Below are 15,818 nucleotides of genomic sequence, written 5' to 3' on the forward strand. Positions count from 1 at the left end.
CTATCTCAAAGAAGGACAAAGTTATGCAATAACTTTTTGCCGTGCTCGGTCAAAATAGATTCGGGGTGAAACTGCACGCCCTCGATCTTTTTAGTTTTGTGCCGCAGGCCCATTATCAATCCATCGGGCGAGGTTGCGGATATTTCGATGCAATCCGGCAATGTTTCTCGATCTACGATCAGCGAATGGTAGCGTCCCGCAGCAAAGCCGTTCGGCAGATTGCGAAAGATCGTTTTCCCGTCGTGATCAATGATCACAGGCTTGCCGTGGACCGGCACCGGTGATCTAACGACTTTGCCGCCAAAGAATTGCCCGATCACCTGATGACCGAGACACACTCCTAATATCGGTACTTTATCTGCAAAGTGTTCGACGGCCGCCAACGAAATACCTGCTGAATCAGGCGTCCCCGGTCCAGGAGAGATCAAGATCCGCTCTGGTTTGAGATCGCTTTCGATCTCATCAACCGTCAACTCGTCATTCATTACGACTCGCAACTCAACACCAAGCTCGCCCAGATACTGCACGAGGTTGTATGTAAACGAATCGTAATTGTCGATCACCAACAGCATTTACTATTTCGCCCGATAACTCTATCATAAACGAGTTGCCCAGAGGCTGAATATATGTCATATAAACTGCTGGCTTTTACACTCTTACTCGTGCTGACAGGATTCGCACCTGCACAAACTCCGACACCGACCGATTCCGGAGAAGATGCAGCTAAACTCAAAACTCAAGCCGTCGAATTTCTTCGCGAAACAGCGAATGAGGTCTCACGTCTGCGCTCGTTGGAAAATCGCATCAGCTTCGATTCTGAACTCGCATCGTTGATGTGGTTTCACGATGAAAAAGAAGCCAAGGCAATGTACGGCGGCGTGGTCAGTGATTTCAAACAGCTTCTGACCCAGTTTGATTCGGAAATGAACGCCGCCTCGATGCCGTCCGACGATGACGATATGGAAGGCGGGTTTCTCTTTGGCGGACGCGGACAGTCGCGAGTGCAGCGGAAATTTCGCATCGCTATGGCGGTAAGGCAGCAGATCGCAATGAGCCTCGCCGAACACGCTCCTGACCTTGCCTACAATTTTTATGTTGACAGCATCAATTTGATCTCCAATCCCGAACTCAGGAAAGACGCCGATCGTTCCGACCGCTATTTCGAGTCACGCCTGCTGCAGCAGATCGCCGAAAGCGACGCCGCTAAAGGCCTGGCCTACGGCAAAGACTCGATAAAACGCGGGATTAGCTCGACGCACATCGAGCTTTTGCGAAAGATCTATAAAAAGGACGCTGACAAGGGAATTGAATTTGGCCAGTCGCTGCTGAGTGCCGTTAAAAGCGATCCAAAAAAAGTGGATGATCTGGGGTTTTATTCTGCATTGTTAACTTTTGGCGAAGAGAATGTTACAGGATCGAAAACTGCCGGATCAAAGCCGCCTGTGTATGACCGAAATGACCTTCGCGACGTTGCAGAGATTTTCTACCAGGCAATAATGGAGACAAAAGACGCCATAGTAAGGTATAACATCGGATCTTTCATTTCAGTTATCGAAAAATACGCTCCTGCACGAGGTGCACAACTACGAGTGAAATTTAAAACGGTAAAACCCGCTAGCAGTTCTTATGCCTCTGGTAATATGGCGACTAATGTTACGGCGCCGCGAGTCATAGCAGACAACACCAGTTCCGCCATGAACGAATACGAGCGTGCTCAAAAGCAACGCGAAGATCAAGAAAATGCTTACAAAAAACAGATCGAAGATCTGAAGAAGCTCGGTTCGACAAATTTACCAAAGGACCAACGAGACGCTGCTATCGCTCAGGCTCGTAAAATCATTACCGATACCAAAGGCAAGGACAAGAAGATCGCCGCGCTCAGCCTGCTTGCTGCTCAGGTCAAGAAAATGGGCGACAAGGACCTGGCGAACGAGATCATGCTCGACGCGGAACGTCTCGTTAATCCAATGCCAAAAAACTATCAGGATTATCTTTTCACATGGATGCTCGCCGGCGGCTATGCCGAGGCCGATCCCGATAAAGCATTTATGCTTCTCGAAAGCACGATACAAAGGGCAAATGATACGATCTCGGCATTTGTGAAAGTTGCCGAATTTATCGACGTTCAGCAGGAAATGATCGACGATGGCGAAGTGCAGGTCGGCATGTTTGGCGGCGAGATGATCCGCAGCATGACTAGCGAATTGGGAATGGCGAGTGGTACGATCCGCACTCTGGTAAACGCCGATTTTACAAAAACTCGTGCCCTCACAAACACTTTTGACCGAACCGAAACGCGTGTTCTCGCAAAGATGATGGTACTGCGCGTCGTCCTTGACAAAAAAACGAAGGCAAAAGATGCCGATGCAGAAAAAATGTTGATGATTGAGGGTGTCGATTAAGCCAGACTAGTACCCAACAGCCAAGAGCCGCCATCAACGACTAACGTGACGCCATTGACATAACTCGCTGCGTCGGATGACAAAAATAACGCGGCATTCTCAATGTCTGCGATCCTGCCAAACCGTCCAATAGGTATTTTGCGCATCAACTTGTCTTTTAATTCCGGTATTAGCAAACGTTTCATTCCTTCGGTGTCCTCGATCGGTCCCGGAGCGATGCCGTTGACACGAATGCCGTAGCGGCCCCATTCGACTGACAGGTTTCTTGTGATCGCATCAACGCCCGCCTTAGCCGCCGAAACATGTATCTGCATCGGCGTTGCAAGATAATGCAGCGTTGCGGAGATGTTTAATATTTGCCCTTTCGATTTTTTCAGTTCTTCAAACGCCGCTCGGCAAACATTAAACGTACCTTTTGTATCAATATCGACGACCGTTCCAAAACCATTCGCCGAAAGCTGGTCTGCAGCACAAAGAAAATTGCCCGCTGCACCGTTTACAACAATGTCGATCTTGCCGAAATGCTCGACCGTTTTTGCAATAGCATTCTCAACCGCTTCGTAATCGCGAACATCAGCCGCCACCGCAAAACACTCGCCGCCGTTCTCCTCGATGAACTGTTTCATCGCGATCAAGTTCTCTTCGTTGCGGCTTACAATCGCAAGCTTTGCACCGTGCTCGGCAAACGCTCTCGCCACGCCGCCAGTTATACCCGTACCGCCGCCTGTTACAAATGCAACCCTACCCTGTAAAATGTCCTTGTTGAATACTTGGTTCATATTGAGAAAATGGTAGCACAAAAACTTCAACGCAAAGACGCCAAGGAGCAAAGGCCGCAAAGGAAAAATTTTACCGCAGATAAACGCAGATCGACGCAAATCTATTTCGGTCAGAACTTTAGAATATTATCTGCGTTTATCTGCGTCTATCTGCGGTTAATTTTCTTTCCCCGCATCTTTGCTTTGCAATTTTGCGTCTTTGCGTTAATTCTCTTATCGCTTTCTTGCTCGACCAAGCCAACGGATATGCGTACGCTTGTTCCGGCTGACTCGCTTGTCTATCTAGAAGCGAACGATCTCGCCCATGCGCTTCAGCCGATAATCGACAGCAGGCCTTTCAGCGAAGTCGCAAAAAGCAAACCAGATTTCTCAGCATTAAAAGGCGTTCAACTTGCAATCGCCGTCAGCGGTTTTGAAACTTCCGAAGAGAAAGTCAATGACGAACAATCCATAGGCCGCGTCCAACCGCGTTTTGTCGCCATCGCCGACACGCACGCATTCAATTTTCAAGCCGTCGGCTTTGCCGAGCAAAAACTCGGATCCTTTGTTGCCAAGCTCTACGACAGCGAACCAGCCCTCGAAAAGTCAGAAAAAAACGGCGGCAAATATTTCACGTGGACGGCAACTGATAAACGCAAAGCCTATGCACTAGTCATCGACAGCCTAATCTATTTCGGCAACGACAAATCAGCAATCGAAAAATGCCTCGCCGTAAAACGAGGCGAAACCGACAGCATTATCAAAACAGGCAAGATCAAACCCGCCGATCAACAGACACTCGCTTCCGGCTACGTTTCACCCGACGGCATCGCACAGATCGCAAATATAATCGGCCTCAAATTCGCCTCTGAGACGAGCGAAGACTCCGAAGTCCAAAGCGCCATCGCCGGAATCCTGCCGAAGCTTTTGCGAAACTCGATCACTGAAATTAGTTGGACAGCGACAAAGCAAGAACAGGGAATTGGAGTTGTAGACAGATACATTGTTTCGATGCCGCCAGATATTGCGGGTTTACTCAATGAGACAATAGCCAGCAAAAGTACAGTAGATATCTTTAATTCGGGCCTGATATTTGTTCCAGATGTAGCGGAAAGCGTAACTATTTACAATTTGGAAAATGCGAGAGTTGCATGGCGAAGCCTCCTACTTACCGCTCAAAAACAGGTTGATCCGATTGGTCAAAAGATAATCTCTGAGTTTTCAGGCGTTTTTTTGGAGCCATACGGCATAAAAGACCCAGAGGGTTTTCTGGATTCAATAACAGGAACCGTCACGTCAGTGAGGTTTCGCGGTGCTGACGAAAATCGGGTACTTATAGCCGCAGTAAATCCGTTTCAAGACCATCTGCTATCAACGATTCAAGACCATTTACTATCAACGATAAATCCAAACCAAAAAACAACCGATCCAAGCGGTACGGATATATTCTTGTCTGCCGACGATAATCTGGCAGCCGTATTTCTCGATAATAAAATTATGATTGGCGACCACGAAAGCGTATTCACATGTTTAGCGGAGAAAAAGAATCCGTCGCCTAAGACATTATTTAGTGTTGTCTTCCCAAATCATTTTACGATGAGTGCAGCGACTGCGACCACCGTTGGGAAGGACAATGATTCGGCTAGCGAGATTGCGGCCGTGTTATCGACAGCTCAGAGTGTTGAAGCAAATCAGAACATCGAAGCAAAAGGCCTTACAATCTATACAACCGAGACTCGTTTCACAAAAACCGGCATTGAACGAAAAACTGTCTCTGCCTTTGGCTTGATCGGCTCGATCATTGCTCAGCTAGCTCAAGATTGATTTATCGACGTTGGCAATAGGTCATCTCTTTTTGGCATTCCGCTTTAGTCGGCGCACATTTCCTTCGATCCAGCGTTCGGCTTTTTCGTAGTGGGCAAATTTTTGTTCGTCGCGGCGGAATTCGGGCGTGTGGTGATATCGGCGGCCGTTTATGTGTTTTGTCGGATGTGCCATGTGGAGCATTTCGTGAAAGACGACGTATTCGACCACGAATTGTGGCGTTTCACGCGAATCGAGCGACGCGCTGATCGTTATGTGATTGTGTGTAGCGTCATGATGACCCAGGATGCGGTATGTCTTCTTGGCTGACCAGGTTAGCATCGGTTTGGGAAGTGCATTGCCGAAATAGCGTGCATTCACCGCTGCAAATATTTCCTCGAGATCATAGACGGAGCCTTTCGACGTCGTGACGACCTTTCGGCCATGTTCCTTTTTGTTTTCGGAGGCCTTGTTGCTGATGAAGTCCGATTTGACGTACGCATTATAGACCTCGTTTGCACCGTCCGGTATCTTTCTTCGCAAAAGCTTGCCGACCAAAATATATGCTAGGCCTTTTTGGCAGGGAAGAGGCATTTCACGGCATATCTCACAAATGCGGACAAAAATTTCGCCGTTCCGCAAGCGAATTGTATGATTTATGCCGATATACGGGTAAAATGTAACATGGACCGGCGCGGGTTTGGTTCTTGGTTGATACCACCGAAAGGCCTCGATATAAAGTTCGGCGATCTGATCGGTCAGTTTTTCGGATTGGGCCATATAGGACTTTTAGGTCTCAGATGACCCACAAATAATAGTAACTAAATGTTTTTACAACAAGTTTAAACGATTTTTATTGACACCACATCGGTCAAAATGCTATCTCTTTATATGGGAAAGCATACGCCGAGAGGCCTGTATGCATCAAATCACCCCAACATCTGTCCGCGACGGCGAGAAGAAAACCGGCTTTCCCGATTCTCGCGGCCAGATAATCCTAACGGCCATTATCAACGAACACTTTGTCACGGGCGAGCCTGTAGGTTCGAAAGTGCTTGCAGACAAGTTTGCCAACGCTTCCGGTTTGAGCTCGGCGACGATCCGCAACGTGATGGGTGAACTGGAAGAACTGGGGATGCTCGAGCAGCCTCACACTTCCGCCGGACGAGTTCCCACTGATAAAGGCTATAGGTTTTACGTTGACAATCTGCTTGGTGTTTTGAGTATCTCGAACGACGATCTTTTCCGCATCGGCGAAGAATACGGTTTGAATTCTCAGGAAACACCCGACCGGTTAATGGAACGTACCTCTCACTTGTTATCAGCTCTTTCTAATAATGTAGGCATCGTGGTATCGCCATCACTAGCGAGTGATCGCCTGCAGCATATCGAGTTTGTCAGCTTGAGTGACAATCGAATCCTCGTCGTTCTGGTCTCGGCGCCGAATATTGTTCACAACAAGATAATTCGGACAAGCGTGACCTTTGCGAAGGAGGAACTCGAACGAACAGCAAATTACCTGAACACGGAATTTGCCGGAAAGAGTTTGGCCGAGATACGTGCGGAAATCATGGGATTGATGCACGAGGAAAAGGCCTTATTTGACAAATTGCTTCAAACGGCCGTAATTCTTTGCTCTCAGAGTATCGAGGACGAAGATGACCGGCACGGCGAAGTCTTCGTGGACGGCACGGCGAACATTCTCACCAAGAGAGACTTTGCCGACCTCGAACGCCTCCGTGAACTCCTGCACACGATAGGCGAAAAGTCACGGTTGATGCAGATCCTCACCGAATGCATTGAACGCGATGTGGCTGCCAAAGGCGACGTCCAGGTCGTCATCGGCACCGAAAACCGCACGCCGTCATTTCAAAACTGCACGCTGATCTCAGCTCCATACAGGATCGGCAACAGCACGGCGGTCGGCACTTTAAGCGTTCTCGGCCCGACACGGATCGAATACGCAAGGATGATCTCGATAGTCAGCTATGTCGCCCGCACGCTTGAAAAAATGATGTCGAAAGACATCTCGCCAAATTAAAAATGCCCCATTCTCCCCATACCCAATGAATCCTGAAAGCGAAATACAAGACCCGGAAATAATGGAACCGGAAGATGGAATCGAAGAGATCGATGGAGATTCTTCGCCTTCGGTTGATGAGTTTCTAATGGAACTCGAAGCCAAGGAAAAGGATCTGCATATCACGGCCGATTACCAGATCGAGATCGCCGACTCTGATTTTGACGAGGCGAGCGTTCCTGAATTTGTGCAGCAGGAACTGACGGTGACGGGAAATTCGGGCGAGCCTATTGCCAGCGCTCAATCAGCGGGCATGAAAACCCGCGTCTTCGAACTTGAAAAAGAGATCGCATCTTTAAATAACAAGCTTACTGCTCTTCGCATGGAGCGTAACGACGTCCAGGAAAAGAGCGACCGCCGACTGAAGGATTTTGAAAGCTATAAATACCGTATGGACCGCGAACGGCGCGGATCCGTTATAAATCAGATCGGCAACCTTGCTACTCAATTACTTCCCGTTTTGGATAATCTCGATCGAGCGCTCGATTCGATCAAGGACGTGCCAGACGAGAAACGAGGCGATTTCAACCAGTTTTTTGATGGAATAGCATTAGTCAATCAGCAGATAAATGATGTCCTTTCGGGAATGGGCGTGCAGCCGATCACAACCGTTGGAGAAACTTTCGATCCGAATTTTCACGAAGCTGTAGCAACCGATAACGACAGCGACCTGCCGCCGAACACCATCTCTGCCGAGATGCTGCGCGGTTACCGCATCGGAAATCTGGTTATCCGCCATTCGATGGTTAGAGTAACTGCCACACCGATGCCCGTCACAAGCAAAAGCAAAGCCACAGAAGAAGTGCAGGAAAGTACCGTTGCCGACCCCGAACCCAAACAGTTCGACATCCTTCCCGCAGAATCACCCGCCGATGCCGAAGATGCATCATCTTAGACCCCTCCGCTAGTACTTAAAAGGAACTCAACAATATGAGCAAAGTAATTGGAATCGACTTAGGCACTACAAACTGCTGCGTCTCCGTTTTGGAAGGCGGAACCGTGCAGATCATCTCAAACAAAGAAGGCGGCCGGACGACGCCGTCCGTTGTCGGTTTTACTGATAAGGATGAGCGGCTCGTCGGCCAGATCGCAAAGCGTCAAGCCGTCACGAATGCTGCGAATACGCTCTATGCCGTAAAGCGTCTGATCGGTCGTAAATTCGATTCGCCTGAGGTCGAAAAGATGCGCGAGACTGTGCCGTTCGACATCGTCAAGGCTCCAAACGGCGACGCTCATATCCGCGTGCTGGACCGCATTTACAGTCCGCCTGAAATTTCCGCGATCGTGCTCCAACGCCTGAAACTCGCCGCCGAAGAATTTCTCGGTGACAAAATTTCTGAAGCCATTATCACTGTTCCGGCATACTTTGATGATATGCAGCGTCAGGCTACCCGTGACGCGGGCAAGATCGCCGGCCTCGAGGTCGAACGCATCATCAACGAGCCTACAGCAGCGGCTCTCGCGTATGGCTTTGGTAAAAGCAAGACCGAAAAAGTTGCGGTTTACGATCTTGGCGGTGGTACGTTCGATATCTCGATACTTGAGATAAACGACGGCGTTTTTGAAGTGCTGTCGACGTCGGGTAACACGTTTCTTGGCGGAGAAGATTTTGACCACCGAATCATCGATTGGCTGGTTGAGACTTTCAAAGCTGAAAATAACATCGACCTTCGCGGAGACCGCCTCGCGCTGCAGCGCCTTAAAGAAGCTGCCGAGCGTGCAAAGTGCGAACTTTCGAGCGTTCCCGAGACCAATATTAGCCTACCGTTCATCGCGGCTGATGCGTCCGGTCCAAAGCACATTAATTCGACATTAAGCCGTGAGAAATTCGAACAGTTGGTACAAGACCTTGTCGAATCATCGGTCGAGCCGTGTCAAAAGGCGCTTTGGGATGCCAAGCTACAGCCGTCGGATGTTGATAAGGTCATCCTCGTCGGCGGGCAGACTCGTTCGCCGATCATTGCACGTACCGTTACCGAAGTCTTTGGCAAAGAACCGTCTGCTGAGATCAATCCTGATGAAGTTGTGGCGATGGGTGCTGCGATCCAGGGCGGTGTGTTAACCGGCGATGTTAAGGACATCGTACTTCTCGACGTGCTGCCGCTCAGCCTTGGTCTGGAAACTCGCGGCGGACTTTTCGTTAAATTGATTTCACGTAACTCAACGATCCCGCTGAAAAATACGATGACATTTACGACGGTTGTCGATAATCAGCAGTCGGTTGAGATCCACATTCTCCAGGGCGAACGCGAGATAGCTTCCGCCAATCGCTCGCTTGCAAAATTTGAGCTCGTTGGTATTCCGCCGGCACCGCGAGGCGTACCGCAGGTCGATGTTTCGTTCGAGATCGATGCTAACGGCATCGTCAGCGTTTCCGCCAAGGACAAGATGACCGGCCTCGAACAGGCGCTGCAAATTACGCCTTCGTCGGGACTTGCCCCGGACGAGATCGAACGTCTCATTATCGACGCCGAAACCTCGATCGAAAAAGACAGAGGCGTTAAGGAGTTGATCGTGGAACGCAACCGCCTCGACACGCTCATAAGAAATGCCCGACGCGCAATGGTCGAAGTCGGTAAATCTTTCGACCTCGAAGAACAGCAAGCGATCAACGGCATTCTAAACGACGCTGAAGAAAAGCTATCATCCGAGAGCGTCGACGAGATCAAGATCCAACTAAGCCAAGTCGAAAGCGCTGCCAACCGCATCACGGCAGCGATGCTCGCGATGGCATAGTTTAGAGTTCCGCCTTCTAGGCGGCCTTTAGCAAAGTCCTACCCGGTCAGTTCCATTTACGGTTCTGGCCGGGTTTGCTTTTTCTGTCCTCAATTCTCATCAACGCAGCTCTAAATTCGTCCGAAAAGTCTACCAAACAAGGCGACAAAAGTGTTGCTGTGCTTGCGAGGGAACCTTGAAGTTCTTGCTACAAACAGCAAAGAATGATATATTCCGCAAGATTTAACTTTTTCACCAATTGTTCCGCTTCGTGCAGGTAAAATTCCAGCGCAGGTAAGAAATAGAGGGATACCTACAAACCAAGGGAGACGTCTTCATCATGTTGAACCGCAATCAACCGCTTCGTACTATCACTACACTTTTCGCCATTCTGGCAATTTCAGTCTTAGGCAATGCCTCTCCATGGAGTGGAGGATTTACCTCAAATGAAACAGCGGGCTTCTATAGTTCGAAAATGACGGCAGCCGAAACAGAGCCTCGCGCATTTGGTAGCGGATTCTTGGTAACTGCGACTGCAGGTACGCTGTCTGCAGTTTACTCTACGCTAAAAGAAACGTTCGACGCGATCAATCTTGGAACGCATCAGGGTGTCATTACGATTACCGCCACAACTAACAGCAGTGAGACAGCGTCAGCTGTCTTGAATGCCAGCGGTGCCGGCGCCTCGTCCTACACATCGATCTTGATCCAGCCTAGCGGAGCAATATTAATATCAGGTGACATTGCCGGACATCTGATCGATCTTAACGGAGCGGACAATGTCACGATCAACGGATTGAACTCAAGCGGTAACAGCCTTACTATCTCCAATACTTCCCAACAGGTCTCCGCAAGCACGATCCGCCTTGTTAATGATGCGACCGGCAATACGATAACGAATTCAACTATCACAGGCTCGACGGGAGCGGCATTAAGCTCCGGATTTGGCGTCATCTACTTTGCGACAGCGACGACGACGGGAAATGACAATAATACGATCAGCAATAACAACATAGGCGCAGCCGGCGGCAATCTGCCTATCAACTGTATTTACTCTCTGGGAAGCGCGTCTTTTGAAAACGACTCCAACACGATCAGCGGAAACAACATTTCAGACTATTTCAACACCAACGGTGCCTCGAACGGCATCAATGCCAACTCGAACACCTCAGGATGGACGATAAATAACAACAGGTTCTTCCAGACCGCGAGCCGAACTTACCTGACAGGCAGCACTCACAATGCGATCTCGGTGACGTCCGGTTCGGGATACACGATCACGGGAAATGTCATCGGTTTTGCCGCCGCCAACGGAACGGGCGTTTATACGATGTCGAGTGGCGTTGGAGTCACAACACGGTTTGTGGGGATCAATCTCGCGGCCGATGCCTCGGTGCAGGGCAACACTTTTGCTTCTATTTCATTAACAACGCCGGGCGTCAACTCGGGCTTCGGCTCGTTATGCGGCGTTAATATCACGTCGGGCAACGTAAATATCGGAAATGTCACGCCCAATACTTTTGGTTCGACCACAGGCACCGGTTCACTCACGGCAATTCCAACCGGCACTACTGCAGCAGGCCTTGTGGGCATCAACAGCGCAACTACCGGAACGGTGGTGATCAGCAACAATACCTTTGGCAGCTTAACTTCGGCGCATCCAAGCGGTCCTACATTTCCGGGCGGTGTAGTTGGCATAAATGTTTCGGGCGCAGCGGCTTTGCTGACGATCACGGGCAACACTATCGGAAATACAACGCCGGACAATATTCGTTCCGGCACACCGGGAGTTACAACCGGCAGTTCCTTTGGCGGCGGCATCGCCCAGTCGGTGCCTCCCAGTGTTTATAACTATTCGAATAACATTATTCGTAATATTTCCACATATGGAGCCGGAGCGGGCTGGGTTCGCGGTATTCAAACCGGAACCGTGGCACCGACTGCGCAGGTTGCGACCATCAATAACAACACGATAACCAACCTATCGACAGGCAGTGCCCTCTCAGGCCAAACGAGCGCAAATTCGTCCGCACAAGGCATTCAGTTTTTATCCGGTATCAACTCGACCATCTCGGGCAACACGATCTCGAATATATCGAATACGAACGCTGGCACTGTCGGGACCGTAGTCGCCGGAATCGTGCATGCAGGAGTATCTAGCTCTCCCGCCTCGAACAATGTGATCTCGAACAATAGGATCTTGGGATTGAGTAATGCAAGTACGACGACGTCACTTACGCTTCCAAACGTTATCTCCGGCGTCTTGATCCGCAACGGCAACGGTACAGTGACCGTGGCCAACAATATGATCTCGCTCGGTACGGGACAGACGACAGATTCGTCTATCTACGGCATTTGGGCCAACCATGGATCGACTCCTGATCCGGCTGACAATATCTACTTTAATAGCGTCGATATCGAAGGCACTGTGGCATCCGGAGCGGCTCCGAGCGCGGCATTTCACCGAGGCGACCTTTCGGCGGGCAGTCCAAAAATACCTGTCGTCGATGTTCGAAATAATATATTTATCAATAACCGTACAGGTGGAACCGGCAAGCATTATGCTATCGCCAATCACATTAACGCGTCAGGCGGTTCGGTTGCCACAGGTTGGGGACCGGTCAATAACAACGTGCTCAACGGTAATCCTGCGACCATCGGTTATTGGACGACCGATCAAACATTTGCGGGTTGGAAAACGGCTTCGGGCGGCGATGCGGCAAGCTATTCGGGCATCGCGGTCAATTTTGTCAACAGCGCGACCGATCTGCATCTCAATATGGGCTTAACTCCGACCGCTCTCGAATCAGGTGGAGTGGTTATATCTGGATTTGCGACCGACTTTGACGGACAAAGCCGTCCAGGACCGGCAGGTTCAACAAACGGCGGTGCGACTGCTCCGGACCTTGGCGCGGATGAGTTTGACGGCGTACCGTTAGGTGGAGCAACACCAACGAACACACCAACGAACACACCAACGAATACAGCTACAAGTACATCAACACCAACTGATACACCAACAAGTACTCCGACAGACACGGCGACACCTACGGCGACCAGTACATCGACTCCGACGGATACTCCAACAAATACACCGACTGACACTCCGACAAACACTCCAACGCCAAGTGAAACGCCTTCGATCAGCGGAACGGTCACGTACGGCAATCCGGCGTCGCCGACTACGAAGTTCATCTCTAATGCGACGGTAGCGAGTACGGTTGGTTCACCCCTTGTTACGACGGTGACTGACGCGCCGGGCGGAACTGCGGGGCAATACACGCTTACAGGTTTTGGTACAGGAAACTATACGATTGGTGTAACTAAGACAACGGGGCAGAACGGCGTCTCGTCAGCCGATGCGGCGAGGATCGCTCAGCATGTTTCGGGTGTTTCGCTTATCACCAACGACCGGCAGAGGATCGCGGCGGACGTGACGAACAACGGAGCACTCTCTTCAACCGATGCGGCACAGATCGCAAGGTTTGTTTCAGGGCTTGGGCCGCCAATAGGTTTGGCAGGCCAGTGGAGATTCTTCGTTCCGAGCTTAACAGAGCCGACGTTCCCGATCGGAGCATCACCGACGACTCGAAGTTACGCCGACCCGATAGGTGTTCAGACGGGCCAGGACTACATCGGCATTCTTGTCGGCGAGGTCACAGGTAACTGGAATCCGACGGCGGCGAGGCCTTTTAACGGTAGGCAGTTGGCAGAAGTAGAAGGCAGCGGGCCGGAAAGGGGTATTGCGGTTGAATTACCTTCGGTTGTTGGATCTGTTGATAAAGAGATCGTTGTTCCCGTGACAGTCGAAGGTATTGCTAACAAAGGCGTGATCTCTTATGAATTTGATCTCAGGTATGATCCTTCGGTGATACAGCCGGTTGGTGATGGGGTTGATGTGAATGGAACAGTCAGCCGCAGGCTTTCGGTCGTGACAAATGCAACGGAACCGGGGCTTTTGAGGGTTGTTGTTTACGGAGCGTATCCGATAGAAGAAAACGGCCTTCTGCTGAATCTGAGATTTACTACAGTTGGCGCATCTGGTTCCGTGTCGCCGATATCGTTTGAGCGGATAATGTTCAACGAAGGCGCGTCGGGTGTCTTCCTAACTGACGGAAAGATCGAACTGTTTTAGAGTTCGTGGAGTCGCAAATGTGTAGGGGCGATACATTCGATGTTGAGTATATCGCCCTTATTTACGTGCGGGCTTTTGCATGTGTGGGCTTTTAAGCCGTTAGCTAACAAATCACTTGAGAAAATTCGGCGAATGTCGCACAATAGAAGTTCAAAGTCTAAAGTCCAAAGTTAAAGGCAACCATAACTTTGGACTTTAGATTTTGTACATTGGACTTTTTGCATGAGTAAACGAGATTATTACGAAGTTTTAAGCGTGTCGCGGACGGCTACTGAGGTCGAGATCAAGCGCGCTTACAGGTCGCTGGCGGTGCAATACCATCCCGACAAAAATCCTGACGATCCGCAAGCGGAAGATAAATTTAAGGAAGCTGCTGAGGCGTATGCGGTGCTTTCGGACTCGCAGAAGCGCGCGGCTTATGACCGTTTCGGCCATCAAGGCGTAGGAGCGGGAAGTGCAGGTTTTGATCCGGGATTTTCGAATATCGAGGACATTTTCGATATTTTTGGATTCGGCGATATGTTCGGCCAGCAGGGACGAAGGCGAACGACGGTTCAACGCGGCTCGGACCTTCGCTACGACCTTGAAATATCACTCGAAGATGCTGCGACGGGCAAGGACGAGAAGCTCCGCATCCCGCGTCTCGAAAAATGCGACGAATGCGATGGCAGCGGAGCCGAAAAAGGGACTACGGCCGAGACGTGTGTCACTTGTGCAGGCAGCGGGCAGACGCGTTACAGCCAGGGCTTTTTCAGTGTGATGCGCACCTGCGCAAATTGTCAGGGTCAGGGCAGGGTCATTAAATCGCCCTGCAAAAAATGCCGCGGGCAAGGCAGAGTCGAAAAAGAAAAAACGATCGAGATCAAGATACCGGCAGGCGTCGAGACAGGTTCGCGGTTGCGTGTTACGGGCGAAGGCGAAGCGGGCGTGAACGGCGGGCCTTCGGGCGATCTGTTTATTGTTTTGCACGTTGCCGCAAACGATAATTTTGAACGTCAGGGAGCCGATCTTTATTCGGCTGTTCCGATTACGTTTGCTCAGGCTGCCTTAGGTGCGGAAATCAAAGTAAGAACGCTCGATGGCGAAGAAGAATTGAAAGTTCCGGCAGGTACACAGACGGGAACGATCTTCAGAATAAAAGGGCACGGAATGCCGAACCTCGGCGGACGCGGAAAAGGAGATCTTTTTGTCGCAGTCACACTCGTCACGCCAAAAACACTCACCAAAGAGCAACGTAAACTGCTCGAACAGCTTGCCGAGATCGAAGATGTCGATTTTTCAGACGAGTCACTGATCGATAAGGTCCGCAACATATTTGGTTAATGCACAGTTTGCAATACAAAATGCACAATGAAGAAAATACTTCATTGTGCATTTTGCATTGTGAACTGTGCATTAGGAAAGCTTTGCTTTAACCGCTTCGCTGACCATCTTGCCGTCGGCAGATTTTCCTGCGAGGTTTGCCATCGTTGCTTTCATCACCGTGCCCATTTCCTTTATTGTCGAAGCTCCGGTTTCGGCGATCGCTGCTGCGACTGCGGCATCGACCTCAGCCTGAGTCGCGCCTTGGGGCAGGTAGGCTTCGATCACGGCGATCTCGGTTTGTTCTTTGGCGGCAAGGTCGGCACGTCCGCCCTTTTCGTATTGCTCGACCGAATCGCGTCGCTGCTTAACAAGCGTTTGCAGAGCCTTTGTTATCTCTTCGTCGGTGAGATCACTGCCTTTGTCGATCTGGCGGTTCATCAGATTGGCCTTCACCATTCGCAGAACAGAGAGTTTGTCTGCGTCCTTCGCCTTCATTGCCGCCGTCAAGTCGGCGATTATCGTGTCTTTCAAGCTCATAATATTTGAGTCTAATGTCCTTCTTGACAAGTCTCAAGTTGCCGTTATGAAACAGGCCTTTTGGTTTAGGGCCTCACGCCGTT

General features: G+C 50.2%; 11 protein-coding genes. 7 read left to right on the top strand and 4 right to left on the bottom strand.

Annotated elements, in window-relative coordinates; genetic code table 11:
• Positions 1-5: 5 nt before the first annotated feature.
• Positions 6-572, bottom strand: coding sequence for an aminodeoxychorismate/anthranilate synthase component II (locus IPL32_10925; GenBank protein MBK8466333.1), 567 nt, complete (start codon positions 570-572; stop codon positions 6-8).
• Between the two features lie 54 nt (positions 573-626).
• Here IPL32_10925 and IPL32_10930 point away from each other — a divergent pair, with 54 nt between their 5' ends.
• On the top strand, positions 627-2,402 hold the full coding sequence (locus tag IPL32_10930) for a hypothetical protein (protein ID MBK8466334.1): 1,776 nt from the start codon (positions 627-629) through the stop codon (positions 2,400-2,402).
• Here IPL32_10930 and IPL32_10935 read toward each other — a convergent pair.
• Positions 2,399-3,181 (bottom strand): SDR family oxidoreductase, encoded by a 783-nt coding sequence (locus tag IPL32_10935; GenBank protein ID MBK8466335.1) that lies wholly within the window; start codon positions 3,179-3,181, stop codon positions 2,399-2,401. The genes IPL32_10930 and IPL32_10935 overlap by 4 nt on opposite strands.
• A 9-nt stretch (positions 3,182-3,190) precedes the next feature.
• Between IPL32_10935 and IPL32_10940 the strand changes: the two genes are divergently transcribed.
• Positions 3,191-4,984 carry a hypothetical protein gene (locus tag IPL32_10940; protein MBK8466336.1) on the top strand — a complete coding sequence of 598 codons (1,794 nt, stop codon included), beginning with the start codon at positions 3,191-3,193 and terminating at the stop codon, positions 4,982-4,984.
• 21 nt (positions 4,985-5,005) lie between these two features.
• On the opposite strand, the gene IPL32_10945 is transcribed toward IPL32_10940, so the two are convergent.
• Entirely contained in the window at positions 5,006-5,743 is a 738-nt protein-coding gene (locus IPL32_10945; protein MBK8466337.1) for a SprT-like domain-containing protein, read from the bottom strand.
• 139 nt (positions 5,744-5,882) lie between these two features.
• On the opposite strand from IPL32_10945, the gene hrcA reads away from it, so the two are divergent.
• From hrcA to dnaJ, 5 genes are all read left to right on the top strand, one after another.
• Positions 5,883-7,004: a heat-inducible transcription repressor HrcA gene (gene hrcA, locus IPL32_10950; GenBank protein MBK8466338.1), complete on the top strand. Its 1,122-nt coding sequence runs from the start codon at positions 5,883-5,885 to the stop codon at positions 7,002-7,004.
• A gap of 25 nt (positions 7,005-7,029) precedes the next feature.
• Complete coding sequence (locus IPL32_10955) at positions 7,030-7,938, top strand: nucleotide exchange factor GrpE (GenBank protein MBK8466339.1); 909 nt, start codon at positions 7,030-7,032, stop codon at positions 7,936-7,938.
• 35 nt (positions 7,939-7,973) lie between these two features.
• Positions 7,974-9,779 carry a molecular chaperone DnaK gene (gene dnaK, locus IPL32_10960; protein MBK8466340.1) on the top strand — a complete coding sequence of 602 codons (1,806 nt, stop codon included), beginning with the start codon at positions 7,974-7,976 and terminating at the stop codon, positions 9,777-9,779.
• 319 nt (positions 9,780-10,098) lie between these two features.
• Positions 10,099-13,893 carry a hypothetical protein gene (locus tag IPL32_10965; protein MBK8466341.1) on the top strand — a complete coding sequence of 1,265 codons (3,795 nt, stop codon included), beginning with the start codon at positions 10,099-10,101 and terminating at the stop codon, positions 13,891-13,893.
• 222 nt (positions 13,894-14,115) lie between these two features.
• Positions 14,116-15,216, top strand: a complete 1,101-nt coding sequence (gene dnaJ / locus IPL32_10970) for a molecular chaperone DnaJ (GenBank protein MBK8466342.1) — start codon at positions 14,116-14,118, stop codon at positions 15,214-15,216.
• A gap of 72 nt (positions 15,217-15,288) precedes the next feature.
• On the opposite strand, the gene IPL32_10975 is transcribed toward dnaJ, so the two are convergent.
• Positions 15,289-15,735 (bottom strand): GatB/YqeY domain-containing protein, encoded by a 447-nt coding sequence (locus IPL32_10975; GenBank protein ID MBK8466343.1) that lies wholly within the window; start codon positions 15,733-15,735, stop codon positions 15,289-15,291.
• Between the last annotated feature and the right edge of the window lie 83 nt (positions 15,736-15,818).

Origin of the sequence: Chloracidobacterium sp., assembly GCA_016711345.1 — a bacterium.
Lineage (GTDB): Bacteria > Acidobacteriota > Blastocatellia > Pyrinomonadales > Pyrinomonadaceae > OLB17.

Excerpts from the sequence above, each read along its gene's own strand:
- IPL32_10935 (MBK8466335.1), bottom strand. The coding sequence starts at position 3,181 with ATGAACCAAGTATTCAACAAGGACATTTTACAGGGTAGGGTTGCATTT.
- IPL32_10975 (MBK8466343.1), bottom strand. The coding sequence starts at position 15,735 with ATGAGCTTGAAAGACACGATAATCGCCGACTTGACGGCGGCAATGAAG.
- dnaJ (MBK8466342.1), top strand. The coding sequence starts at position 14,116 with ATGAGTAAACGAGATTATTACGAAGTTTTAAGCGTGTCGCGGACGGCT.
- IPL32_10945 (MBK8466337.1), bottom strand. The coding sequence starts at position 5,743 with ATGGCCCAATCCGAAAAACTGACCGATCAGATCGCCGAACTTTATATC.
- IPL32_10940 (MBK8466336.1), top strand. The coding sequence starts at position 3,191 with ATGGTAGCACAAAAACTTCAACGCAAAGACGCCAAGGAGCAAAGGCCG.
- hrcA (MBK8466338.1), top strand. The coding sequence starts at position 5,883 with ATGCATCAAATCACCCCAACATCTGTCCGCGACGGCGAGAAGAAAACC.
- IPL32_10965 (MBK8466341.1), top strand. The coding sequence starts at position 10,099 with ATGTTGAACCGCAATCAACCGCTTCGTACTATCACTACACTTTTCGCC.
- IPL32_10955 (MBK8466339.1), top strand. The coding sequence starts at position 7,030 with ATGAATCCTGAAAGCGAAATACAAGACCCGGAAATAATGGAACCGGAA.
- IPL32_10925 (MBK8466333.1), bottom strand. The coding sequence starts at position 572 with ATGCTGTTGGTGATCGACAATTACGATTCGTTTACATACAACCTCGTG.
- dnaK (MBK8466340.1), top strand. The coding sequence starts at position 7,974 with ATGAGCAAAGTAATTGGAATCGACTTAGGCACTACAAACTGCTGCGTC.
- IPL32_10930 (MBK8466334.1), top strand. The coding sequence starts at position 627 with ATGTCATATAAACTGCTGGCTTTTACACTCTTACTCGTGCTGACAGGA.